At 58.1% G+C, this 23477-nt stretch carries 22 protein-coding genes; 4 read left to right on the forward strand and 18 right to left on the reverse strand.

The genetic code is table 11. From position 1 onward, the window contains the following. The first annotated feature begins 12 nt into the window (after window positions 1-12). From G3578_RS06485 to G3578_RS06495, 3 genes are all read left to right on the forward strand, one after another. Complete coding sequence (locus G3578_RS06485) at window positions 13-945, forward strand: DMT family transporter (RefSeq protein ID WP_165210318.1); 933 nt, start codon at window positions 13-15, stop codon at window positions 943-945. Further along, complete coding sequence (locus tag G3578_RS06490) at window positions 908-1048, forward strand: hypothetical protein (RefSeq protein ID WP_165210321.1); 141 nt, start codon at window positions 908-910, stop codon at window positions 1046-1048. The genes G3578_RS06485 and G3578_RS06490 overlap by 38 nt, the downstream gene beginning before the upstream one ends. Before the next feature lie 67 nt (window positions 1049-1115). Beyond that, window positions 1116-1937 carry an alpha/beta fold hydrolase gene (locus G3578_RS06495; RefSeq protein ID WP_165210324.1) on the forward strand — a complete coding sequence of 274 codons (822 nt, stop codon included), beginning with the start codon at window positions 1116-1118 and terminating at the stop codon, window positions 1935-1937. A gap of 61 nt (window positions 1938-1998) precedes the next feature. Here the strand turns inward: G3578_RS06495 and G3578_RS06500 are convergent, their stop codons facing one another. The 11 genes from G3578_RS06500 to citZ form a co-directional block, all read right to left on the reverse strand. Continuing rightward, window positions 1999-3558, reverse strand: a complete 1560-nt coding sequence (locus G3578_RS06500; RefSeq protein WP_346773971.1) for a DHA2 family efflux MFS transporter permease subunit — start codon at window positions 3556-3558, stop codon at window positions 1999-2001. Window positions 3559-3570: 12 nt separating this feature from the next. Next, window positions 3571-4806: an efflux RND transporter periplasmic adaptor subunit gene (locus tag G3578_RS06505; RefSeq protein WP_165210327.1), complete on the reverse strand. Its 1236-nt coding sequence runs from the start codon at window positions 4804-4806 to the stop codon at window positions 3571-3573. Window positions 4807-4815: 9 nt separating this feature from the next. After that, complete coding sequence (locus G3578_RS06510) at window positions 4816-5475, reverse strand: HlyD family secretion protein (RefSeq protein WP_165210330.1); 660 nt, start codon at window positions 5473-5475, stop codon at window positions 4816-4818. After that, complete coding sequence (locus G3578_RS06515; RefSeq protein WP_165210333.1) at window positions 5472-5909, reverse strand: MarR family winged helix-turn-helix transcriptional regulator; 438 nt, start codon at window positions 5907-5909, stop codon at window positions 5472-5474. Before G3578_RS06515 ends, G3578_RS06510 begins: the two co-directional genes overlap by 4 nt. A 103-nt stretch (window positions 5910-6012) precedes the next feature. Then, window positions 6013-6951, reverse strand: coding sequence for a VanW family protein (locus tag G3578_RS06520; protein WP_165210336.1), 939 nt, complete (start codon window positions 6949-6951; stop codon window positions 6013-6015). Window positions 6952-7038: 87 nt separating this feature from the next. Continuing rightward, entirely contained in the window at window positions 7039-7695 is a 657-nt protein-coding gene (gene phoU / locus G3578_RS06525; protein ID WP_165210340.1) for a phosphate signaling complex protein PhoU, read from the reverse strand. A gap of 440 nt (window positions 7696-8135) precedes the next feature. Continuing rightward, on the reverse strand, window positions 8136-9899 hold the full coding sequence (gene pnpS, locus G3578_RS06530) for a two-component system histidine kinase PnpS (RefSeq protein ID WP_165210343.1): 1764 nt from the start codon (window positions 9897-9899) through the stop codon (window positions 8136-8138). 13 nt (window positions 9900-9912) lie between these two features. Then, window positions 9913-10611 carry a response regulator gene (locus tag G3578_RS06535; protein ID WP_165210346.1) on the reverse strand — a complete coding sequence of 233 codons (699 nt, stop codon included), beginning with the start codon at window positions 10609-10611 and terminating at the stop codon, window positions 9913-9915. A gap of 236 nt (window positions 10612-10847) precedes the next feature. Then, on the reverse strand, window positions 10848-11789 hold the full coding sequence (gene mdh / locus G3578_RS06540; RefSeq protein ID WP_165210349.1) for a malate dehydrogenase: 942 nt from the start codon (window positions 11787-11789) through the stop codon (window positions 10848-10850). A gap of 31 nt (window positions 11790-11820) precedes the next feature. Beyond that, window positions 11821-13104 carry an NADP-dependent isocitrate dehydrogenase gene (gene icd / locus G3578_RS06545; RefSeq protein WP_165210352.1) on the reverse strand — a complete coding sequence of 428 codons (1284 nt, stop codon included), beginning with the start codon at window positions 13102-13104 and terminating at the stop codon, window positions 11821-11823. A gap of 114 nt (window positions 13105-13218) precedes the next feature. Continuing rightward, a complete protein-coding gene (gene citZ, locus G3578_RS06550) occupies window positions 13219-14331 on the reverse strand; it encodes a citrate synthase (RefSeq protein WP_165210355.1) in 1113 nt (370 codons plus the stop codon). A 387-nt stretch (window positions 14332-14718) separates the two neighbouring features. Between citZ and ytvI the strand changes: the two genes are divergently transcribed. After that, entirely contained in the window at window positions 14719-15852 is a 1134-nt protein-coding gene (ytvI, locus tag G3578_RS06555; protein ID WP_165210358.1) for a sporulation integral membrane protein YtvI, read from the forward strand. Window positions 15853-15970: 118 nt separating this feature from the next. Here ytvI and G3578_RS06560 read toward each other — a convergent pair whose 3' ends face one another. The 7 genes from G3578_RS06560 to G3578_RS06590 form a co-directional block, all read right to left on the reverse strand. After that, on the reverse strand, window positions 15971-16366 hold the full coding sequence (locus G3578_RS06560) for an FxsA family protein (protein ID WP_165210361.1): 396 nt from the start codon (window positions 16364-16366) through the stop codon (window positions 15971-15973). Between the two features lie 11 nt (window positions 16367-16377). After that, window positions 16378-16842, reverse strand: a complete 465-nt coding sequence (locus G3578_RS06565; protein ID WP_165210364.1) for an acyl-CoA thioesterase — start codon at window positions 16840-16842, stop codon at window positions 16378-16380. Window positions 16843-16990: 148 nt separating this feature from the next. Then, on the reverse strand, window positions 16991-17500 hold the full coding sequence (locus G3578_RS06570; protein ID WP_165210367.1) for a DUF2179 domain-containing protein: 510 nt from the start codon (window positions 17498-17500) through the stop codon (window positions 16991-16993). A 355-nt stretch (window positions 17501-17855) separates the two neighbouring features. Then, window positions 17856-18836 (reverse strand): agmatinase family protein, encoded by a 981-nt coding sequence (locus G3578_RS06575; protein WP_165210370.1) that lies wholly within the window; start codon window positions 18834-18836, stop codon window positions 17856-17858. Next, entirely contained in the window at window positions 18833-20107 is a 1275-nt protein-coding gene (gene hutI, locus G3578_RS06580) for an imidazolonepropionase (protein WP_165210373.1), read from the reverse strand. Before hutI ends, G3578_RS06575 begins: the two co-directional genes overlap by 4 nt. Window positions 20108-20112: 5 nt before the next feature. Next, window positions 20113-21780, reverse strand: a complete 1668-nt coding sequence (gene hutU / locus G3578_RS06585; RefSeq protein ID WP_165210376.1) for a urocanate hydratase — start codon at window positions 21778-21780, stop codon at window positions 20113-20115. A gap of 62 nt (window positions 21781-21842) precedes the next feature. Next, a complete protein-coding gene (locus tag G3578_RS06590; protein WP_165210379.1) occupies window positions 21843-23474 on the reverse strand; it encodes a response regulator transcription factor in 1632 nt (543 codons plus the stop codon). Window positions 23475-23477: the final 3 nt, after the last annotated feature.

Here is a 23477-nt window from a genome sequence, read left to right on the forward strand (position 1 = left end):
AGGGTGCTGCCAATGGACAAACCAACCTTCCCACCGTATCTTGCCTTATTCATCGGCGTGCTTGCCGTATCGACATCCGCAATCTTTGTCAAACTGGCATCCGCTCCCGCCCCGATCATCGCCACGTACCGTCTCGTATTTTCGGTGCTGCTGACCCTGCCGCTGGCGTTCCTGACGCGCGGCGTATGGCGGGAAATCGTGACGCTGGGACGCAAGCAATGGCTGCTGGCTGCCTGTTCGGGGGCATTCCTGGCCAGCCATTTCCTGCTGTGGTTCGAGTCGCTGCGCTACACATCCGTTGCCAGCTCGACCGTGCTGGTCACGCTGCAGCCGCTCTTCGCCTTTGTCGGCGCTTATTTCCTCTTTGGCGAACGCCTGCACCTGCTGGCCTTGTCCGGCGGATTTCTGGCGATCGCGGGCAGCGTCGTCATCGGCTGGGGAGATTTCCGGTTGGGCGGGATGGCGCTCTGGGGGGATATTCTGGCGCTGCTCGGGGCGGTGACGGTGACCGGCTATTTCCTGATCGGCCAATATATTCGCAAGGACATGTCGCTCTCCGCCTATACCCTGCTGGTCTACACCATCACCAGCCTGTTTCTGGTCGGCTATGATCTTCTGCTGGGGATTCCGCTCGTCGGCTATCCGGCGGCCGACTGGGGCTGGTTCTTCTGCCTGGCCCTGTTCCCCACGCTCCTGGGCCATACCCTTTTCAACTGGGCGATCAAGTGGCTGAGCACCTCGACGATCTCGATGAGCATTCTCGGCGAACCGGTGGGCACAGCCATCCTCGCCTATTTTATCCTCGGCGAAGTGCTCAGTCTGCCGCAGTGGATCGGAGGCGCTGTGATTCTGGGAGGCATCTTCCTCTTTATCCGCTACAATACGCCGCAAAAAGGGAGGGAAACCAATGAAGCAGCCTTCACCTCACAGGAAAAGCCTGCGTGAGTATGTATCGGGCCTCAGCGTCTGGGGCAAGATCGGGTGGGTGATCGTGCTCGGTTATATCGTCGGGCGGATCGTCTATTGGATCGGCAAACTGCTTTCATAGCCGCAGAACAGCGCGTTCCTTCCGGCAGCATGCGGTTTTCTGCACAGGGAAAGGAGGAGAATCGCCGATGCCCATGCTGACATCGAACGGTATCCGGATCCATTATCTGGAGTGGGGGCACAGGTCGTCGCCCGCCATCGTCCTGATTCACGGCTTGACCGGCTGCGCTGCGATCTGGGAGGGGGTGGCCGCGCGGCTGGCGGCAGCAGGGTACCGGGTCCTTGCCCCCGATCTGCGCGAACACGGCCGCTCCGCCAAGACGGGGGATCCCCGGCTTGCCGCATACGCTGCCGACATGATCGGTTTGATCGAACAGACGGGACATGGCGGCGTCCATCTGGTCGGCCATTCCTTCGGCGCGGCCGTTGCCTGGGAAATCGCCGCTTCCCGCCCCGATCTGGTCAAACGGCTGGTCTTGGAGGATCACCATCCCGACGCCGCCCTGAGCACGCTGCCCTACTGGCTGGAATGGGCGGAGGAGTGGAGATGGCGTTTTGCGTCAAGGGAAGAGGCTATCGCCTATCTGACGGAGGCAGGGCGCTCCCTTGCCTGGTGGGAGCCCAGCCTGATTCCCCTCCCCCACGGCGGGTGGGGATGGGCGTTTGACAAGGCCATGATGGTAGAAACGATCCGGCTGCTCTATTTGCGGGACTATTGGGATCGGCTGGCGGTGATCACGGCGCCGACCCTTCTGTTGCGCGGCGCCGAAAGCACCCACCTGTCCCCCGATGTGGCGAAGCGCATGGTGGAGATCATGCCCGATGCCCGGCTGGTTACCGTCGCCGGAGCGGACCACTGGATTCACCGGGATGCCGGCCCGTATGCCGAACAGGTGCTGGCGTTTCTTGGCGCATCTACCGGCTCTCCTGAACAGCCCCGCCCCGTGTAAAAAGGGTGGCGGGTGCTTGCTGAGCGTGCGGAAACAAAAAAACAGCGGGATTTCACCGCTGTCAAGCCTGTCCGGCCTGGGCCGGACTTTTCTTTTTGCGCAGGAAGTACACAAGCGGAATCGACGCCAAAATCGGTATCGCGGAGATCAGGAACGTGTCCGCAATGGCGCGAACCGCCGCTTCCCTCTGGACCAAACCGGCCAGTAGGCCCAATGCTCCCCCTTGGGCACTGGCCGCATCGACTCCCCCTTGGGCATAGAGTGCGCCCAAAGCGCTGATGGTTTGCTGCGCCACAGGCGACGTGACGGAGACGCTCTCCGCGATGATGGCGCTGTGCAGCGACTGTTGCTGCGTCATGATCGCCGTCAGTACCGCGATTCCAAGCGAGCCCATCACCTGGCGGATCACGTTGGACAAGGAGGAAGCCCGCCCCACCATGTGGCGGGGAACACTGTTCATTCCCACCGTGGTGAGCGGCATCATGCAGAGGCCGATGCCAAGCCCCCTGATGGTCAGGATCATATCCAGCCAGCGGTGGGGCGTGTCGGCCGTCAGGCGATGCAGCTCATAGGTCATCGTCCCCATGATCGTCAACCCGACCAAGCCGATCGGGCCGACCCCGAACTTGTCGAAAAGCTTCCCGCTGATCGGCATCATCAAGGCCATGGCGATCGACTGCGGCATCAGCAGAAGCCCTGTGTCAACGGGGGAAAGCCCCTGGATGTTCTGCAGGAAGAGGGGGGTCAGGAAGACGCCGCCAAACATTCCCATCATCACCAGGCCGGATGTAACCACGCTGATGGAAAAGACTGGAATTTTAAACAGCCGGAAATCCAGCAGCGGCTGTTCCTTCCCCGTTTCCACCCAGACCAGGAGCACCAGGCTGAAAAAGGAGAGGAAGAACAGGCTGACGATATACAGGGAATCCCATCCTTCCGACTGCCCTTTGGTCAGCGCCAGCAGAAGTGTGCCAAACCCGATGACGGACAGCACCGCCCCCGGCATGTCAAAGGAGAGCTCCGGTTTTTTCGGGGTCTCTTTCAGCAGCATCCCGCTGACCAGCACGGCAAAGATCGCGACAGGAATGTTGATGAAAAACAGCACCCTCCAGCTGTAATATTCGATCAGGTAACCGGAGAGCGTCGGACCGACGGCCGGCGCCACCATCGCCGCAATTCCCCACAGGCCAAGCGCCATCCCGATCTGGTGGCGGGGAACGATCATGTAGATCATCGCCATCCCGATCGGCATGATGAAGCCGCCGCTAACCCCCTGGAAGATCCGAAAGGCGATCAGACTGGTGTCGCTCCACGCCAGGCCGCACAGGAGTGAGCCGATGGTAAAGGCCGAGAGCGACAGCAAAAACATTTTTTTATACCCGTACTTGTCGCCGAGCGTGCCGCTCATCGGAATGACAACGGCTGACGCCAGCATGTATCCGGTCAGCACCCACTGAATGTCCTGCGTCGTGGACCCGAAGACGTTGACCAGCTTGGGCAGCGCCACGTTGATCAAGCTGTTGTTCAACACGGCGACGAACGTGCCGAGGATGATGGCGAACAGCGTCACCCAGAAGCTGCCGTTTTCCCCGGCGCGCTTGGCCTCTGTCGTTTGCGACACGCCGCTCGCCTCCTAATTCACCCGGACCTTGCCGCCGTCCGTCAGGCGGGCGTCCGGGGTGATGACGATCTTGTCGCCAGCGGCAAGACCGCCGGCGATGGTCACCCAGTCCTGCTGTTGGTCCTGAATGGTGAGAGGCGTCAGATGGACGACATCCCCGTCGAGCTTGTAGACAAAGGCTTTGCCTTCTTTCTGGACGACAGCGGACGCCGGGATTTTCAGCGCGCTGCCCGCCTGCTGGTCCAACAATACTTCCGCCACCATGCCGGCGCGCAGCAGCCCTTCCCGGTTGTTCACCCTGATTTTCACCGGGAATGTGGTGCTGTTGGCATCGGAGATCGGGCTGACAAACTCCACAGTGCCTGCAAACGTTTGATTGCCGAGGCTGCTGACGCGCACGGCAACCTTGCTGCCGGTGCGAATCCGGTTTATCGCTTCGGCCTGTACGCTTGCTTCCACCTTCACGTCATTCATGTTGACGAGGGTAAAGAGCGGCACGCCGGGCTGCGCCATTTCCCCCGGATCGATGCTGCGGCGGGCGACGATTCCGGAGATCGGGGCGGTAATCCTGGTGTTGGCCAACGTGATTTTGGCCAGATCCAGGCTGGACCGCAGCCGATCCACCTCCGCCTGCAGGGCAGCCAGCGAGTTGGGGGTTGCCCCCGCTTTGGCCAGGTCAAGCTGCGCCTTCGCCTGATCGTACCCGGTGCGGGCCTTTTCCAGCTCCAGCGAGGTTTTTTCAAATTCCGCCTGCGAGATGGCCCCCGTCTCATACAGCGCCTTCATCCGGTTGTAGGTGTTCTGGGCGACATCCTGGGCTGCTTTCGCCTGCTCGACGACGCTTTCGAGACGTTCCAGCTCCTGCGTGCGGGTACCGGCGCGCGCATCCGCCAGTTTCGCCTGGGCGCTGGCGATGCCGGATTCCGCCTGTTTCACCTGCTGGATGTAATCGGCGGCATCCAGCTGGGCCAATACAGCGCCCTGCTTGACCACGTCCCCTTCCTGCACGTTTACCGACGCCATCTTGCCGGCCAGCTTGGAAACCACCTGGATCTCCTCTGCCGCCGCCACTTTGCCGCTGGCGATGACCCCGCCTTCGGACACACTGCCGACGTTCCATACCTTTATGGCAGGCAGGCTGTTGTCAGGAGCGGCGGCCGACTCCGGGCTGCTGCATCCCGCAGCGACTAGGGCCAGGGAAGCGAGAAGAGACAGGCATGCGCATGTAATAGTTGATTTTCTGTTCATCGTGATCACCTATGTTCCTTTCACATCAATCTTGATGAATGCGTTCATCCCGGTAGACAGGTCCACATCCTCCATCTTGTCAATGGTGATCTTGATCGGAATCCGCTGCGTCACCTTGGTGAAGTTGCCGCTCGTGTTCGTGGAGGGCAGCAGGGAGAATGTGGCGTTGGTCGCCCTGCCGATTTCCGTCACGTGACCGTGCAGCGTCTTGTCCGGGAAGGCATCGATCGTAATCTCCACCGGTTGGCCAAGGTGGACGCGCCCTACTTCAGTCTCCTCAATGTTGGCGGAAATATAGAGCTTGCTTTCATCCACGACCATCGCAACGGTCTGGCCCGGGCTGACGACCTCTCCCACTTTGGCCAGCGTCTTGATGACCGTCCCTGTGATCGGGGAACGAAGCGTGGCGTTATCCAGCATGTTGGTCGGCAGATTGGCGGTGTCCTGCTCGCCGACGATCTGATCCGCTACCACCGGATCGCCGTCCGCGATGACCAGCGACGTGATCTTGCCGGAGATCCGCGGCATGATGCGGTAGATATCCCCTGTGACCCGGGCGTCTTCCGTTTTGACGTAATGCTCCCCTTCATACCAGTAGTAGCCGCCAATGCCGGCTCCGCTTGCCACCATCAAAGCCAGGATCAGGAATAAGACTGTTTTGCGGTTCATGCGTTCTCCTCAACTTTCTGTTCAATGATTCCAATCAATACATGCAGGGTGGAAATGATGGCATCCATCTGCTCTCCGGTGATCCCTTCGAGCATCTCGGCATAGTAGGCTTCATTGAGAAACGGAACCTGCTCCATCATCTCTTCCACTTTGTGTGTCTTGCGAATCCAAATCACCCGCCTGTCATGCTCATCCCGGACACGCTCCACCAGCTGACTGCGCTCCAGCCTGTCGATGATGCCGGAAATGGTGCTGTACGACAGATCGACAGACTGGCTGATCTGGCCGATGGTTTTGGGCCCTTGCGAAATTTCGCGCAATACGATCATCTGCGGCATGGTTAAGCCGCACCGTTCCCATTCCCTGGCCATCAGCAGCTGATAGGTCTTGATCAGCTTTCGCAGCAGGGTGCCAATCTCATGCGCTTTCCCCATGGTTCAATCTCCTATCTGCTAAGTATTTCGCGTCCGAAATTTTTTTACAAATGACAATATATCACAGGTAGCTTGGAATGGTAAAGAAAAAAAAGCGGGATTTCTACGAATCGCCGCTTTCCGTCACTTTCTGTTCGTTTGCGTTTGTTTCCTGGGGCAGTTTGGTAGAGGCCCCCGGTACATGGCGCGGTTCGTATTCCAATTCCTGAAACGAATGAACCGAGACCATCACCTGTCCATACCTGGCATAGGCGCGAATGAGGACGGGATAAGGATACAGATTTTGAAAGACAAAATCGGGCCCGTACCAGCTGACCGTCGCATCCCGGCCCGGCGGTACGTATGGGACTTCCCTGCTGTGGGAATAGCGCTTGAGGATGTGCATCCCGGCGCGGTCCACGGCGTTAAACAGCGTGGACGAGACCTGGCAGATGCCGCCGCCGATGCCTTCCGACAGCTCTCCCCTGACGATGACCGGGGCCGGCCGGTACCCTTTTTGCGCCGTCCGCTGACCGACCACCTTGTTGAAGGAAAAAACCTCGCCCGGCAAAAGCACCCAGTTGTTGATGGCCTGTGCCGCCAGGCTGATATTATGGGAACGATTGCGGTTGCGGGCGTTGAAGTAGGTGACATACCAGCCGATCTGTTTCTGCCGGACCTGTGCGAGCAGCTTCCTGTCCACCTTGGGCAGGAGCGTCCGGTAAGGATTTTGGACCAGCATGCCGCCCGTTCCGTAATAATACTGCAAAAAATCGTGCTTCAGCCGTTCCACGTCCAGCTGCCGCCCGTTTTCTTCGGCAATGATCCGGCCCGAATCGTCTATCCTGGCATTGATGGGCTGCCGGTTTACCCGGCTTGCCACCCAGGCAAGAAACCCATCCAGCTTCTCATCATCCACGAACGGCTTCCCCAGCAGCGGAAAGTGGTAATCGGCTTTCTGGGCAACCGCAACCGGCTGTCCGTCGATCTCGATGATAAAGCTGTCCGCCGTTGCCGATGGCTGCATCAGAAGCATCAACCCCGCCAGCCAAGCAAAACCCATGTGTCAGCACCTCCCAAATTAGTATGGGCAGACCCATGGGTTTCATCCCTGTTTTTGCTGCTTACGGGCGTGCGCTTGACGAAGCCGTCAGTTGTTCAGCTCCGTCATCCTGCCGGTCAGCATATAGATGTTCCACTCGCAAATATTGGTGACATGATCGGCGATTCTCTCCAGATACTGGGCGACCAGCAGCAGGTGCGTCCCCTGCGAGATCGTGTGCTCATGCTTGGTCATCACTTCAATCAGGTCGCGGAAGATTTTGGAGAACAATTTGTCCACGATATCGTCGCGGGCAGCCACCTCCTCCGCCGCCGCCTGATCTTTGGCGATGTATGCGTTCAGGCAGTCGCGGACCATCGCCTTGACGTTGTCCGCCATGATCGGGATATCGATCAGTGGTTTCACATACGGCTCGTTCATCAGCCGGCGCGTGGTTTTGGCAATCGCGACGGCATGATCGCCCATCCGCTCCAGATCCGTCACCAGCTTCAGCATGGTCCCCACCCTGCGCAGGTCGCTGCCAACAGGCTGCTGCAGCGCAATCAGGCGAAAACAGCCGGCTTCAATCTCCTGTTCAAGCTGGTTGATCATCCTGTCGTTTTCAATAACCTCTTCCGCCAGCTTCGTGTCCCGTTCCACCAAACTTTTAATCGCCTTGTGAATGGCCTCTTCGACCAAAGAGCCCATCGACATCAGCGTGCGATGCAGAATATCCAGCTGTTCCTCAAAAGCGTGTCTGCTCATGCGTACTCTTCTCCTCCCGGGGCGCCTCGACTTTTCCCCAAAAAAGATGCTCGACGCGTTCATGGTACATGGAGAATATGGACGCATGTTTAACGCCATGTATGTTTTTTGTAAATTTTTTGAATGCGAAAAAAGGCGAGGGTCTTCCCGATCCTCGCCACAGTTGTGCAGACAAAGTCCGTCGATCATGGGTAATGGTTCCCGCTCGCTCTCTTGACGACCGCGAGGAAGTTGTCCATGTCCGCTCCGAAAAGCGACGCGGGCAGGGGGCTCAACATCTGGGTGTTTCAGCGAAGTGAGACTATCGCCCCCTGTGTTCCCGCGTCTTCGTTTCTTCGCTTCGTCGGTCGTCAAAGGAGCTCGCTTGGCCCCATCACGCCATGAAGCTAACAAACGTTACTCATCAGTCTGTGGTGGGGATCCTCCTGACCCTCGCCTTGTCATGCCCGTTGAGGCAATGATACCGTAAAGGTCGTGCCAACGCCTTCCTTGCTTTCCACGCTGATCTGTCCGTCCAGATTCTCCACCAGATGCTTGACGATGGAGAGGCCGAGGCCGGTACCGCCCGAGTCGCGGGCCCGCGCCTTGTCCACCCGGTAGAAGCGTTCAAAAATGCGGCCGAGATCCTCCTCGGGGATGCCGATTCCCGTATCCGACACCCTGATGATCGTGCGTTCCTGATCCTGCTCGACGCTGATGGTGATCGTGCCGCCCTCCGGTGTATAGGCGATCGCGTTGCTTACCAGATTGAGCAGAATCTGGTGCAGGCTGTCGCGGTCCGTATGAAGCCAGACCTCCGCCATCTCCGGCAGGTTGAGCGACAGGTTCTTGCGCTGCACCTGCTCCTGCAGAAGCGCCGCCAGATCGTGAATCAACTGATGCACATTCAGCCTGCGGATGTCCAGCGGTATCTTCTTCTGTTCGATCTTGGACAGGTCGAGGATGTCGCGGATCATCCGGAACAGGCGCTCGCTCTCGTCATAGATGATCTGCAAAAAATTGCGGCATGTTTCCTCGTCATACATGGCGCCGTCCAGCAGCGTTTCGGTAAAGCCCTTGATCGACGTGATCGGGGTCCGCAGCTCATGGGAGACGTTGGTGACAAAATTGCTCCGCATCTTCTCCAGGCGGCGAATTTCGGTGATGTCATGGAGAACGGTCACGACCCCCTTCGCCTCGCCCTTGAAGTTGATGTATGGGGCGAAATGCACATCGAGGATGCGTTCCTCGGGGTAGTAGATGTGCACTTCCTGGCGAAACTTCTCCCCCGTGTCGATGCAGCGGTCGATATAGCGGCTGAGCCCGAAATTTTTCCCCGCTTCGATATGAAGTTTGCCGATCAGCTCATTGGCGGACGTGCCCAAAAGCTTCTCCACCGCCGGATTCACCAGCATGATGCGTCTGTTTTCCGAAACGAACAGCACGCCGCTCGTCATGTTGGTCAGCACGCCGGTCAGGCGCTGCTGGTTTTCCGAAATGGCGTACATCTGCTGTTCCAGGCTGGAGGCCATGAAATTGATCGCATCGGCGAGCTGGCCGATCTCATCTTTCGCCTTCAGCTTTACCCTGCTCTCAAACTGGCGCTGGGTAATGTTGCGCGCCACGCGGGTGATCTCTTCGATCGGTCTGCTGATGTTGGACGAAATCTTGGAAACGATCAGCGAACCGACCACGAGCGTGACAAACAGGCCGGTGATCAGGCTGTACCACATGCGATGGATCGTCCTGGTGATCTCTTCCATCGACATGGCGGAGCGCACGGCTCCGATCACGGTGGCCTCCGAACGGATCGGCACCGCCACGTACAGCATATCGTAGCCAAGCGTTCCGCTGTAGCGGCGCGACATGCCGGTTCCCCCCCGCAGCGCGGCGCTGAACTCGGGACGGGCGGCGTGGTTTTCCATATGCGTCGGGTCCGATTCCGAATCGTACAGGACCGTGCCCGTCCTGTCGATCACCGTCACGCGAACCTCGCCGTCAGGGGAAAACCGGCGGACCCGCTCCGCCAGCAGGACGGAATCCGCCAGCTGTTCCGGCTGCCTGATCGACTCCGCGATGAACCGGGATTCCCTTCCCAGCAGTTCCTGCATCGTATCCAGATACGATTGTTCCAGCACCTTGGCAAAAAATCCGCCCGTCAGCACCATGACGACGGAGATCAAGCCGAGGATGGTCAAGGAGAGTCGAATGCGGAAGCGCGTCACTTGCCCACCACCATCACGATCCTTCCAGCTTGTATCCTAATCCGCGCACGGTTTTGATATAGCGGGGATTTTTCGTATCTTCCTCCAGCTTCTCGCGCAAATGGCTGACGTGCACGTCGACGATGCGCGAGTCGCCGATAAAATCATAGTTCCACACGGCGTTCAGCAATTGGTCCCGCGTCAGCACGCGCCCTTGGTGGATTGCCAGATGATGCAGCAGTTCAAATTCCTTGGGCGTAAGCTCCACCTTCTGGTCGCCGCGGTACACCTCGTATTTCTCCGGATAGAGGCGGATTTCTCCAAATTGCAGGACCACGTCCTCATTCACGACCGCCGGCTCCGGAACCGCCTGGGTGCGCCTAAGGATCGCCTTCACCCGGGCCAGCACCTCCCGCGGACTGAACGGCTTCGTCAAATAATCGTCCGCTCCCAGCTCAAGCCCCAGGATCTTGTCCAACTCGTCATCCTTGGCCGTCAAAATCAGGATCGGCGTATTGTTTTTCTCTTGTCTGAGCGTTTTGCACACATCCATCCCGTCCACCTTTGGCAGCATCAAGTCAAGGATGATGAAGTCCGGGTTCTCTCTCTGAACCATCTCCAGGGCCTGTTTGCCGTCAAAGGCGGTTACCACCTCATACCCCGCTTTCTCCAGGTTGAACTGGAGCAGCTTGGCGATTGACACCTCGTCGTCCACGACCAAAATCTTCGTCACGTTTGCTGAACCCCCCACCGCACAGCAACAATCTTTCTTAACCTGTTCTTAACTTTCAGTCTGCCAAAAGGCAGTTCGGGATACAAGTTATTTTTCTGTAAAGAAAGCGCCCTGTTTTTGACAGGACGCTTCCGTATTGTCATGGGTGATGGTTCCTTCGCATCGTGGGTCGTCAAAGGAGCTCGCTTGGCCCCATCACTCATGTCTATTTATTTCACCGCTTCGGTTGATCGCATTTACTCCAATACTTTCAGGACGTTGCGCACAGAGTCTGCGGACTTATCCAGCGCCGCTTTCTCTTCCGCTGTCAGCTCCAGTTCGATTACCTTTTCGATACCCGCGCCGCCGAGCAGGGTGGGCACGCCGAGGTAGAGATCGTGGTAGCCGTACTCGCCTTCCAGATATGCGATGGAGGGCAGGATGCGCTTCTTGTCTTTCAGGATCGCTTCCGCCATCTGCACCAGGGATGCGGCCGGCGCGTAGTAGGCGGAACCGTTGCCGAGCAGGTTGACGATCTCACCGCCGCCTTTGCGGGTGCGCTCCACGATCGCATCGAGGCGGTCTTTCGGGATCAGGGTTTCCAGCGGGATGCCGCCGGCATAGGAGTAACGCACGAGCGGAACCATGTCGTCGCCGTGGCCGCCCAGGACGAAGCCGGTCACATCTTCCACGGACACGTTCAGCTCCTGTGCGACGAACGTGCGGAAGCGCGCGGTGTCCAGTACGCCGGATTGACCGATGACGCGTTCTTTCGGGAAGCCGGACGTTTTGTAGAAGGTATAGGTCATCGCGTCCACCGGGTTGGAAAGTACGATCACGATGGAATTGGGCGCATAGGTCTTCACTTGTTCCGCCACGGAGCGCATGATGCCTGCGTTGGTATTCACCAGATCATCGCGGGACATGCCCGGCTTGCGGGCGATGCCGGCGGTGATGATCACCAGGTCGGCATCTTTGATCTCTTCATAGTCAGCCGTCCCGGTGATGTTGGCGTCGAAGCCGAGCACCGGGGAAGACTCCAGCATGTCCAGCGCTTTTCCTTTGGTCGGATTTTCAAGCTGCGGAATGTCAACCAGCACGATGTCGCCCAGCTCTTTTTGAGCCAGGATGAAAGCGGTGGTTGCACCGGTGAAGCCGCTGCCGATGACGGCGATTTTTTTGCGTTTGAACATGGTCATAACAGGATCCCCTCCAGATCCGTGATTTTTCTTACATGTTCCTGATCAGCGCGTCGCCGAACTCGGAGCATTTCAGCTCGGTTGCTCCTTCCATCAAACGGGCGAAATCGTAGGTGACGGTTTTCGCGGAGATCGTTTTTTCCATGGCGTTGATCAACAGATCGGCCGCTTCGTTCCAGCCGAGATGACGCAGCATCATTTCGCCGGACAGGATGACGGAAGACGGGTTCACCTTGTCCAGACCCGCATATTTCGGCGCGGTGCCGTGGGTTGCTTCAAAGACGGCATGGCCGGTCAGATAGTTGATGTTGGCACCCGGAGCGATTCCGATGCCGCCCACTTGTGCGGCCAGCGCGTCGGAGATGTAGTCCCCGTTCAGGTTCAGGGTAGCTACGACATCGTATTCCGCCGGACGGGTCAGGATTTGCTGCAGGAAGGCGTCAGCGATCACATCCTTGATGATCAGCTTGCCGGCTGCTTCCGCTTCCTTCTGCGCCTTGTCGGCATCGCCGCCTTCCGCCTTGATGCGATCATATTGGGCCCAGGTGAACACTTTGTCGCCGAATTCGCGCTCAGCCACGGCATAGCCCCAGTTCTTGAACGCGCCTTCGGTAAACTTCATGATGTTGCCCTTGTGCACCAGCGTCACCGACTTGCGCTTGTTGTCCAGCGCGTAGTTGATCGCGGCGCGCACCAGACGCTCCGTTCCTTCCTTGGAGACAGGCTTGATCCCGATACCGGACGTTTCCGGGAAGCGGATTTTCTTCACGCCCATCTCTTTCTGCAGGAACTCGATCACTTTTTTCACTTCCGGCGTTCCTTCCGCCCATTCCACACCGGCATAGATATCTTCGGTGTTTTCGCGGAAAATCACCATGTCGGTCAGCTCCGGATGTTTCACCGGGGACGGCACGCCCTGGAAGTAGCGAACCGGACGCACGCACGCATAGAGATCAAGCTCTTGGCGCAGCGCGACGTTGATGGAACGGATGCCGCCGCCAACCGGTGTGGTGAGCGGTCCCTTGATGGCGATCAGGTATTCCCGCACGGCCGTCAGCGTATCTTCCGGCAGCCATTCGCCGAATTGATTATAGGATTTCTCCCCTGCGTACACTTCAAACCAGGCGATTTTCTTTTCGCCCTTGTACGCTTTTTCTACCGCCGCGTCCAGCACGCGCACGGCTGCTTTCCAGATATCCGGTCCGGTACCGTCACCCTCGATGAACGGAATGATCGGATTGTTGGGAACAAGCAGACGTCCGTTATCTACCTTAATTTTTTCGCCGGATGTCGGCATCGACAAGGTTTTGAACACTGTAATCCCTCCACATCGCATATATAGGAAAATATTGGAAAAACGAAGCCACAAACGCAGGAGAACTACCACCCTGAATGTGGTAGTTCCTGCGGTCTCCCATCGACCGGGCGGTTAGCGGCGGTCGATCGGCACGTAATGCTGATTGACTGGGCCGGTGTAATCGGCGCGCGGACGAATCAGCCGGTTGTTTTCATATTGTTCCATGATGTGTGCGGTCCAGCCGGACATGCGGCTGATCGCAAAAATCGGGGTGAACAGATCGTTTTCCAGCCCGAGCGACATGTAGACCGATGCGGAGTAGAAGTCAACGTTCGGCTTCAATCCTTTTTCTCCGGTCACCATCTCTTCGATCTTGACGGACATTTCGTACAGTTCGGGACGTCCCACCTGTGCCGTCAATTGCTTTGACATCGCTTTCAGCCACTTGGCGCGCGGATCGCCATCCTTGTAAACGCGGTGGCCGAAGCCCATGATCTTCTCCTTGTTATCCAGCTTCTGCCGGATGTAGGATTCCACGCGGTCGATGGAGCCGATCTCCGTCAGCATGGACGCTACCGCCTCGTTGGCTCCGCCGTGCAGCGGTCCTTTCAGCGTACCGATCGCAGAGACGATGCCGGAATAGATGTCGGTCAGCGTCGCCACCGTTACGCGCGCGGCAAACGTCGACGCATTAAACTCATGGTCGGCGTGCAGGATTAACGCGACGTCAAACGCTTTGACCGCCGTGTCCGAAGGCTCCTGACCCGTCAGCATGTACAAAAAGTTCTTGGCAATGCTGTAGGAAGGATTGGGCGCTACCGGCTCCAGCCCTTTGCGGATGCGGGCGAAAGCGGCGACGATTGTCGGGGTTTGCGCCACCAGGCGGATCGACTTGCGGTAGTTGGCCTCCGCATCCATATCCTGCGCTTCCGCATCGTAGAGCGCCAGGGTGGAAACAGCCGTGCGCAGCGCCGCCATCGGGTGAACACCGTGCGGATATGTACGGATGTTGTCGATCACCTCTTGGGGTACAGCGGCATTTTCACCAAGCTGCTTCTTCAGTTCTTCCAGTTGCTCGCGCTTCGGCAGCACACCGTGCCAGAGGAGGTAGACGACTTCTTCGAAGGTGGCGTGCTCGGCAAGCTCGTCAATGTTGATCCCGCCGTAGCTGAGGACGCCGTCTACGATGGAACAGATGGACGATTGCGCGGCAACGACGCCTTCGAGTCCACGAGTAGCTGTCATAATACTCTCTCCTTTTTTAGCGTATTGGTCCCTCTCGTGAATTGTTCAGGCAGACTTCCTTTTTACCGCCATTCCCCAAGATTTGAAAAGGCATCCATCGATCACCGTGGGCAAGGAAGTGCGGATGAAAGCGAGAGACGCCTTTCCATCGCAAGGAAAAAAGGAAAGAGAAAGAAGATACGTGCATGTATCCCCTTCAGCATGGCAATACAAAGAAAGTACCCATAATCCGACAACAATTATAAAAGATTATTACGCCTTTGTGAATGATAAAGTTCCAAGATGCATGCAATCCGCCATGAACGGTATGCATGCTTGCCCGGCGGGAAACGCTTGCGGCATAATGAAAGCAAAAGCTGTACTTACAGGTAAAGGAGGGGCTTTTTTTTGTCCAGCGACAATTGGCTTGCCCGCCATTTTCAGATCGTTCGCTTTCTCTGGGTCTGTGTCATCCTGTACATCGGTTACCGCGTTTTCCTGTTCGCAACACCCTTACTTTACCCATTTTTTATCTCCTTACTCATCGCGTTGATGATCAACCGGCCCGTCGCGTACCTGCAGCAAAAAGCAAGATTGCCGAGGTGGCTCGCGGTTCTGCTCCTGCTCGCCCTGCTGCTGGCCGTATTAGGGGGATTGATCACGCTGGCCATTACGGAAACCGTGATTGAGATCGGCCACCTGATCGACAGGCTCTCCCCCATTGCCAACGAGTTCGCCGACTATCTGCAGCAAACCATTTCGCAGGATTTTGTGACCGGCTTGTACAACCAGGTCAAGTATTTCTACAACCAGCTGGACCCGGCGTACAAGGAGAACATCGATGCCTATGTCGGCAATGCGATCCGGACCGTCACGGCTGCGGGTAAAGAGCTGGTCGTCGGCTTTCTGGCCGGACTGCAGAACTTCCTCCTGTCGCTGCCGAATCTGGCCACCGTGCTGGTGATCTCGCTGTTGGGCGCTTTTTTTATCAGCAAGGACTATGATTTATGGAACCGCCGCTTCCGCCGGCTTCTGCCCAAACATTACAGCAGCCGCATCGACCAGATTGCGCTCGACCTGCGCAATGCGCTGTTCGGATTTGTGAAGGCGCAGCTGACGCTGATCTCGTTAACCGCCGCGATCGTGATCGTCGGGCTGTTGATCCTGCGCGTCGATTTTGCCGTCACCATCGGTTTGATCACCGGGCTCGTCGACCTGCTCCCTTACCTGGGAACGGGCACCGTATTTGTGCCGTGGATCGTGTACGCCTTTTTCAAAGGTAATTATTCGCTGGTCATCGGTCTCTCCATCCTGTACGGCATCGTCGTGATCTTCCGGCAGATTGTGGAGCCGAAAGTGGTTGCCGAAAACGTGGGGCTCGATCCGCTTCTGACGTTGGTGGCGCTGTTTGTCGGCCTGCAGCTGTTCGGCTTCTTCGGCCTAATCGTCGGTCCGGTGAGCCTGGTGGTCATCAACGCCTTGGTCAGGGCGAATGTGCTGGCCGATCTGTGGGCCTACATCAAGAAAACCCCGCCGACTTGAGCTAACGCTCCACCCACTCGGCGATAGCTAACGCTTCGCCGAGTGGGGTCCCTTGCTGTTGACGGCGGGGGCCCCCAACCTTTCTCACGTCGCTTTATCGCTTTAAAGAAAAGCCTTCCTAACGGCGGAAGATCATCGTGATCCGGCCGGACGCAATTAGCGACACGATCCATTTTTTCAGGAAAAAGCGCACGAACATGCGGGTGTAGGGAATCAGCAGCACCAAGCCGGCGATATCGGTGAAAAATCCCGGCGTCAGCAGCAGCATGCCGCCGGCGAGAACCAGAAGGCCGTCCAGCAGCGCATCGGTCGGCAGCTGGCCGCGCGACAGCTGCAGCTGCACGAGGCGCAGCACCTGCAAGCCCTGCTGTTTGGCCAGCCAGGCTCCCAGCACGCCGGACAGAATCACCAGGCCCACGGTTGTCCAGCCGCCGATCCATTTGCCAACCGCAATCAATCCCCACAGTTCGATCGCCGGTACGACGATAAACAACAGCACCAAAAGGCGAAACATCGCATGCCCTCCTATGTTGCAGCGTTTTCCTGCGCCCGGGCTGCCTGGTTGGCATGGTACGCTTCTTCCAGCCAGGCGTAGAGCTCGGGCAGCTGCCGGGAGAGGCGGACGGGTTTAAACGCCGCGTTGGTGAAGACGTGCATCGTCTCTCCCGTAACCAGCAGTTGACCGTCGCCGGGCCGGGTGATCTCGTAGCCAAAGGCCAGGCGCAGCGGCGTTAGCCGGGAAATGCATGTCCGCACCACCACCACATCGTCATAGCGGGCGGGCTGCTTGTACGAAAGCGATGCATCGGTGACCGGCAGCAGCAGCCCCTGCTCCTCCAGCTCACGGTAGCTGAACCCCGCTCCGCGCAAAAAATCCGTTCTCCCCACTTCAAACCAGTGCAGATAATTGGCATGGTAGACCACGCCCATCTGATCGGTCTCACTGTATCTTACACGGATCTCTGTGTTCCAATGCATGGGCTTGCTCATATCCTCTCTCCTTTCATCCCCTTGCTATTCATACTAACATGTTTTGATCCAGACACCAATGAAAGCGCCGGATTCCGGGGGAGCGTCCGCCCGTCGGAGAATGCTGGTGGAGAAGCGGAGCAGGGAGGCGGCGGGCATAGCGGATATGCTATCCGATTCCGGCATGACGCCGCCAGTATCCGCCAGCCACATGCGACGCATCAAAGGAAACGATAAACGCGTCCGGATCAAGCTGCCTGATATCGGCCAGCAGCCCGGAAAAGCTTTTGCGCGGAGCCAGAATGAAAAGCATCTGCCTGGCCCCATCCGCTCCGTAGCCCGTCCACACGGTGACACCGAATCCCCGCTGCCGCAGAGGGGTGGCCAAGTCCCGTTCGCAATCGGTAATCACCTGCAGGCTGATGTACCCGAGCGCGATCCGCTGCTCCAGGTAGGTGCCGAGCAGCACCCCCACCCCAAATGTCAAGCTGTACACGACGATCCCCAAGGGGGACTGGAGGTTGTTGAGCACGATGGACAGCCCGCAGATGTATACGAACACCTCCGCCGTGCTGATCAGGGTGGCAAGCAGTTTCCTTCCCCTGATCATCAGCACCACGCGCAGCGAGTTCAGCGCCACATACAGGATCTGGATCAATCCCATCCACACATAGATCATGCCAGTCCTCTCCTCTGTCTGTCCGTTACCTTTCTGAAAGTGCAAAAAAAGATAGGTTTCGAAAAACCTATCTCAGTGGGGGACAAAGTCGGTTCTATCATGGATGATGGTTCCTGCTCGCTCTCTTGACGACCAGCAAAGAAGTTGGCTTCTGTCCGCTCCGAAACGCGACGCGGGCGGGGGCTCAACATCTGGGTGTTTCGGCGAAGTGAGACTCACGCCCCCTTAGCTCCCGCGTCTTCGTTTCTTCGCTGAGCCGGTCGTCAAAGGAGCTCGCTTGGTCCCATCATGCCATGACTCTGACTGAAGTTTGTCATCAATCTAAGATAGGTTTCGAAAAACCTATCTTCCGCGCTTAACGCTGTCTGGCCATATATCCGCACAACAGATTCAGGATCGCATGGGCGCCCGTTTTCACGGTCCCCATGTGCCGGTGGTCGCGGAAAGGATCGAGGCAAACCAGGTCCATGCCGCATACCAGGGGTTCTTTTCCCAGGAGATAGAGCGCGTCAAACAGCTCCCACGGGGACATTCCCCCCGGCGTGGAAGCGGGAGCGGCGGGAGCGAACGCGGCGTCCAGCACGTCGATGTCCACCGTCACATAGATCAGATCGACCCGTTGGCGCAGATACTCCACCGCCTCCGCTACCACCTGCTCGATTCCCTTTCGTTTCACCTCGCGCAGCGTTACATACCGCACCCCGTGTTGATCGGCATACTGCTTGAGGGAGTAGGTGTTGAAATAACCGTGCAGCCCGATGTTGACCACATGCTGGCCGGAGACGGTTTGCGACTCGATCAGGCCGCGAATCGGCGTCCCGTTGCTCGGTCCCCCGTCCCGCAGGTCGCGCAGGTCAAAGTGGGTGTCAAACTGGACAATCCCGATCGTTTTGTCCCGGTGATGCTGTTTGACCGCCTTCACCAGCGGGTTGGTGATGGAGTGATCGCCGCCGATCATGACCGGCAGAAACGGCGGGTTCCGGTCGAGCACCTCCAGCAATCCCTGCTCGATGTTGTGATGGCAGCGGGGAATATCCGTCACATGCATCTTCACGTCGCCCAGGTCCACAATCTGCAGGGTGGAAAGATCGATATCGTAATCAATGTTATAGGCCGCAAACGATTTCCAGATCATCCGGATGGCATTGGGATTCTCGCTGGCAGCCGACGGACTGATGGACGAGCGGGAAAGCGGGACGCCCAGCAGGCCCACGTCGAACGGCTCCCCCTGGACGTGCTGCCGGATCAGCTGATTCATCCGCATCTCCGGCCCCGGTGGCGGCGCAGCGTTCCATTTCATCTGCGGGGGATCAATGTAGCCATAGCCGTTCGTCATACGATCCTCCCCTCCCTGACCACCACACGGCCATCCTTCACCACGGTATCGACCAGGTTGACGCCGAAGTTGTACTGCAGGTATACGTAGTTGGGCGCATCGAATACCACCAGATCCGCTTTCTTGCCCGGCTCGATGCTGCCGATTTCCCGGCCGCGCCCGATGGCATGGGCGGCGTTGATGGTGCTGGCGGTGATCACCTCAGCGGGCGTCATTTTCATGGTCAGGCAGGCCAGATTCATCACCAGCGGCAGCGATTCCGTCGGGCTGGAGCCGGGATTGCGGTCGGTCGAGAGCGCAACCGGCACTCCCGCTTCGATGAGCGCGCGCGCCCGTGCCGGCTGCTCCATCAGGAAGAGGGCCGTTGCCGGCAGCAGCACGGCGATGACGCCCGCCTGCGCCATGGCCCGCATGCCCTCATCGGATGCTTTCAGCAGATGATCCGCCGAGATGGCTCCTACTTTGGCGGCCAGTTCCGCGCCGCCGAAAGAGACGATTTCGTCGGCGTGAATTTTGGGGATCAATCCCCACTGTTTCCCCGCCTCCAGAATCCGCTCCGACTGCTCCACCGTAAACACGCCCTGCTCGCAGAACACATCGCAAAACTCGGCCAGCTTTTCGGCGGCCACCCGGGGCAGCATCTCCTCGATCACGATGCGCACGTATTCGTCGGGATCGTGCTTGTATTCCTGCGGCACCGCATGCGCCCCCATAAAGGTGGAAACCACGTCGACCGGATGGCGTTCGTGCAATAGGCGCGCCACCCTAAGCTGCTTCAATTCGTCTTCCACCGTAAGGCCATAGCCGCTCTTGGCTTCCACCGTGGTGACACCGTGCTGCAGGAACCGGTTCAGCCGTTTCCACGACTCCTGCAGCAGCTCCTCTTCGGTGGCGGCGCGGGTTTGGGTGGTGGAGTACAGGATGCCGCCGCCCTGCTGGAGAATCTCCAGATAGGTGGCACCCTGCAGCCGCATCTCCAGTTCCCGTTCCCTGCTGCCGGCAAACACCAGATGGGTATGGGGATCAACCAGGCCGGGAGTGACGATTTTGCCGGCCGCGTCGATCACCGTATCCGCTCCTCCCAGCGAACGGACGAAGTCTTCCGCTTCCGCATCCGGCCCGACAAAGCGTATCCGCCCGTTCTCGCAGACCACTCCCCCCTGTTCAATGATCCGCAGATCTTCCATCTCGGCGCCCCTTTTCGGCGCGTCGCTTGCCCCGCCGACCGTGATGACCTGCGCCGCATTCCTGATATAGGTTCTCTGCTCCATCCTCGTCATCCCTTTTGGTTCAGCATCGGAATCTTGATGCCTTTTTGTTTGGCCGTTTCGATAGCCAGCTCGTAGCCGGCGTCGGCATGTCTGACCACGCCCATGCCGGGGTCTGTGGTGAGGACGCGTTCCAGCCGCTTGGCCGCATCTTCACTGCCATCCGCCACCACCACCATGCCCGCATGCAGGGAATAGCCCATGCCGACCCCGCCGCCGTGGTGCACCGACACCCAGCTGGCTCCGGCGGCCGTGTTGAGCAGCGCGTTGAGAATCGGCCAGTCCGCAATGGCGTCGCTGCCGTCTTTCATCGCTTCCGTCTCCCGGTTGGGGGAGGCCACCGAGCCGGAATCCAGATGGTCGCGCCCGATCACGATGGGGGCCGACAGCTCGCCCGATGCCACCATGTCGTTGATGATTCTGCCGAAACGGGCGCGCTCGCCGTAGCCCAGCCAGCAGATGCGCGCAGGCAGGCCCTGGAAGGCGATCTTTTCCCGCGCCATTCTGATCCAGTTGCACAGGTGGGTATTGTAGGAGAATTCGCGCAGGATCACTTCGTCCGTCTTGTAGATATCCTCGGGATCACCCGACAGGGCTACCCAGCGGAACGGCCCTTTGCCTTCGCAGAACTGCGGGCGAATGAAAGCAGGCACGAAGCCGGGGAAATCAAACGCGTTTTTCACCCCTTCGTCATAGGCCACCTGCCGGATGTTGTTGCCGTAGTCGAAGACGACCGCGCCGCGTTCCTTCATCTCCAGCATCGCCCGGACATGGACGGCCATGCTGGCTTTCGCCTGCTTCACATACCGTTCGGGGTCTTCCTTGCGCAGCCGTGCCCCTTCCTCCATCGTCATGCCGGCCGGCAGATAGCCGTTTAACGGATCATGGGCCGAGGTTTGGTCGGTCACGATGTCCGGAATAAATCCGCGCCGCAGCATCTCCGGCAGAATCTCCGCCGCGTTGCCGAGCAGCCCGATGGAGAGCGGCCGTTTTTCCGCCTTGGCTTCCTGGGCCAGCCGGATCGCTTCGTCCAGCGATTCCACCATCATGTCGCAGTACCGGGTCTCGATCCGCTTCTCGATGCGCGTCCGGTCCACCTCGATGGCGATCACGACCCCCTCGTTCATGGTAACGGCAAGCGGTTGGGCACCGCCCATTCCGCCCAGACCGGCCGTTACGGTGATGGTGCCTTTCAGCGTTCCGCCGAAGTGCTGTCTGGCGCATTCGGCAAACGATTCATACGTTCCCTGAACGATCCCCTGGCTGCCGATGTAGATCCAGCTTCCGGCCGTCATTTGCCCGTACATGATCAGCCCTTTTTTGTCCAGCTCATGGAACGTCTCCCAGTTGGCCCAGGCCGGCACGATGTTGGAGTTGGCCAGCAGCACGCGGGGCGCATCCTTGTGGGTGCGGAAGACCGCAACCGGTTTGCCGGACTGGATCAGCAGCGTTTCATGCTCCTCCAGGTTGCGCAGCGATTCGACGATGGCGTCAAAAGCCGCCCAGTTTCTCGCCGCCTTGCCAATGCCGCCGTATACGATCAGATTTTCCGGATGCTCGGCCACCTCCGGGTCAAGATTGTTCATCAGCATGCGCAGGGCCGCTTCCTGCACCCATCCTTTCGCCTGAAGCTGTCTGCCTCTTGGGGCGCGGATGATCCGTTTGTCCGTATTCATAGGTTTCCTCCTTGCATTCAATCTCGTTTTCTTCATGATAGGGGGTGCGTGGCAAAACAGCACTAGACGGAATTATGGTAAGTTGTAACTTTTTGCAATGTTGTAACGTCGCCTTTCCCCGATCTTGCCATTCTTGTCGTTTCTAGTTTTTTTTGCGTTTTCCACTTCTTCGGGGAAACGCCGCAGATCGCCTTGAACACCCGGCTGAAATAGTTGGGATCCTGGTACCCGATGGAGGCGGCAATGTCCGAAATGGTATATTCGTCCATAAGCAGCAGCTCTTTGGCCCGTTTGATGCGCACATGGGTAATGTACTCCACAAACGTCATGTTCATCACTTTTTTGAACAAATGGCTCAAATAATAAGGACTGCGGTTGATATGTTCGGCCGCCTGCTCCAGCGTGATGGGCTGGTGAAAGTTGGCGTTGATGAAGTCCAGCACCCGGTCGATCATCAGATGATGGGTGGAGAACACCGCATTCTCCGCCAGCTCCTCCATAAATCCTTTCCATTTGGCCAGCAAATCATCGGCCGATTCGCAGTTCAGAAAGAGTTCCCCCTTCTGCAGGAAGGACCGGAACTGCTCCTGTTCTGTATAGTGAAAATGTTTCGTCATCTTGAGCCAGACATACATCAGCGTCAGCTTGTAATAAAGCGGGGACACCCCGCCTTCCTTCAGCCGGACCAGCTTCTTTTCCAGTTCGCCGAAAAGAAATGCCAGATTCTCCCTGGTGATCTCTTCCTCGTCAAACGGCACCTCGATCTCCTCAATGATCTCCTTGTTGAACAGGGCGGGAAAGTCGGCATAGGCGCAGATTCTGCCGGACGAAAAATAAAACTCCAGGGAAAGGAGGCGCTTCGCCTCTTCATAGGAGTGGTAGAGGAGCATCGGGTTTTTGTATTCGTCCCCGCAGGCGATATTGAGCACATACCCCGTCTGCGCTTTTACCTCCTGATGCAGCCGCAGCCCAAGCTTTTTCATGTTCTCCACCAGTTCATGCTTCTGTTCCCCTTTTTTCGGGGTGTACAGCAGCACAAACTCATCCTGGATCAGCGTGGCGATCATGCCGGTATCCTGGCTGAAAGCCTGCACGGTATGGAAAACCTGGGTAAGAACCTGCCTGCGCCACGCGTCCGACTTGTTCGCCATCAGTTCGTTCAGGCGGCTGATCCTGGCTACCATCACGCTGCTGGGGAGCGCATCATAGCCCAATTGGATGGCCTGATTCCAGACTTCGCGCAGATTGGTCACCTGCCCATGGATCAGCGTGGAAACCCACTCTTTTTTCAATGCCTCCCGCCTGGCAGCCCCCTCTTTGGCATGGGGGCGCCTTGCCGTCGTTTCCCCGACCTGTTGGAGCGCTTCCATGAACGATTGGATGGCGAGCGGTTTGACGAACAGCCGATAGCATCCGGCTTCCATGCATCGGATGGCCAGATCAAAATCCTTCGTCTCCGTGATGCCAATCACAACGGATGTTTTGGCGACTTCCGACATGCTTTTCCAATCGTCATGGCTCAACATGTCCACATCCACGAGCAGCAGCTGATGCTGACCCGTGAACGCCTGTTCAAACAGATCCTTGGCGTTGGCTGCTTCCGTGAAGCGCTCGATCGCCAAGCCGGATTGCTCCAGCATCCATCTCAGGCCATTTCGCTGAAAGTCACTCTTCTCCGCGACCAAGACATTCATGCT

The sequence above is a fragment of the Brevibacillus sp. SYP-B805 genome (assembly GCF_011059135.1).
Lineage (GTDB): Bacteria > Bacillota > Bacilli > Brevibacillales > Brevibacillaceae > Brevibacillus_F.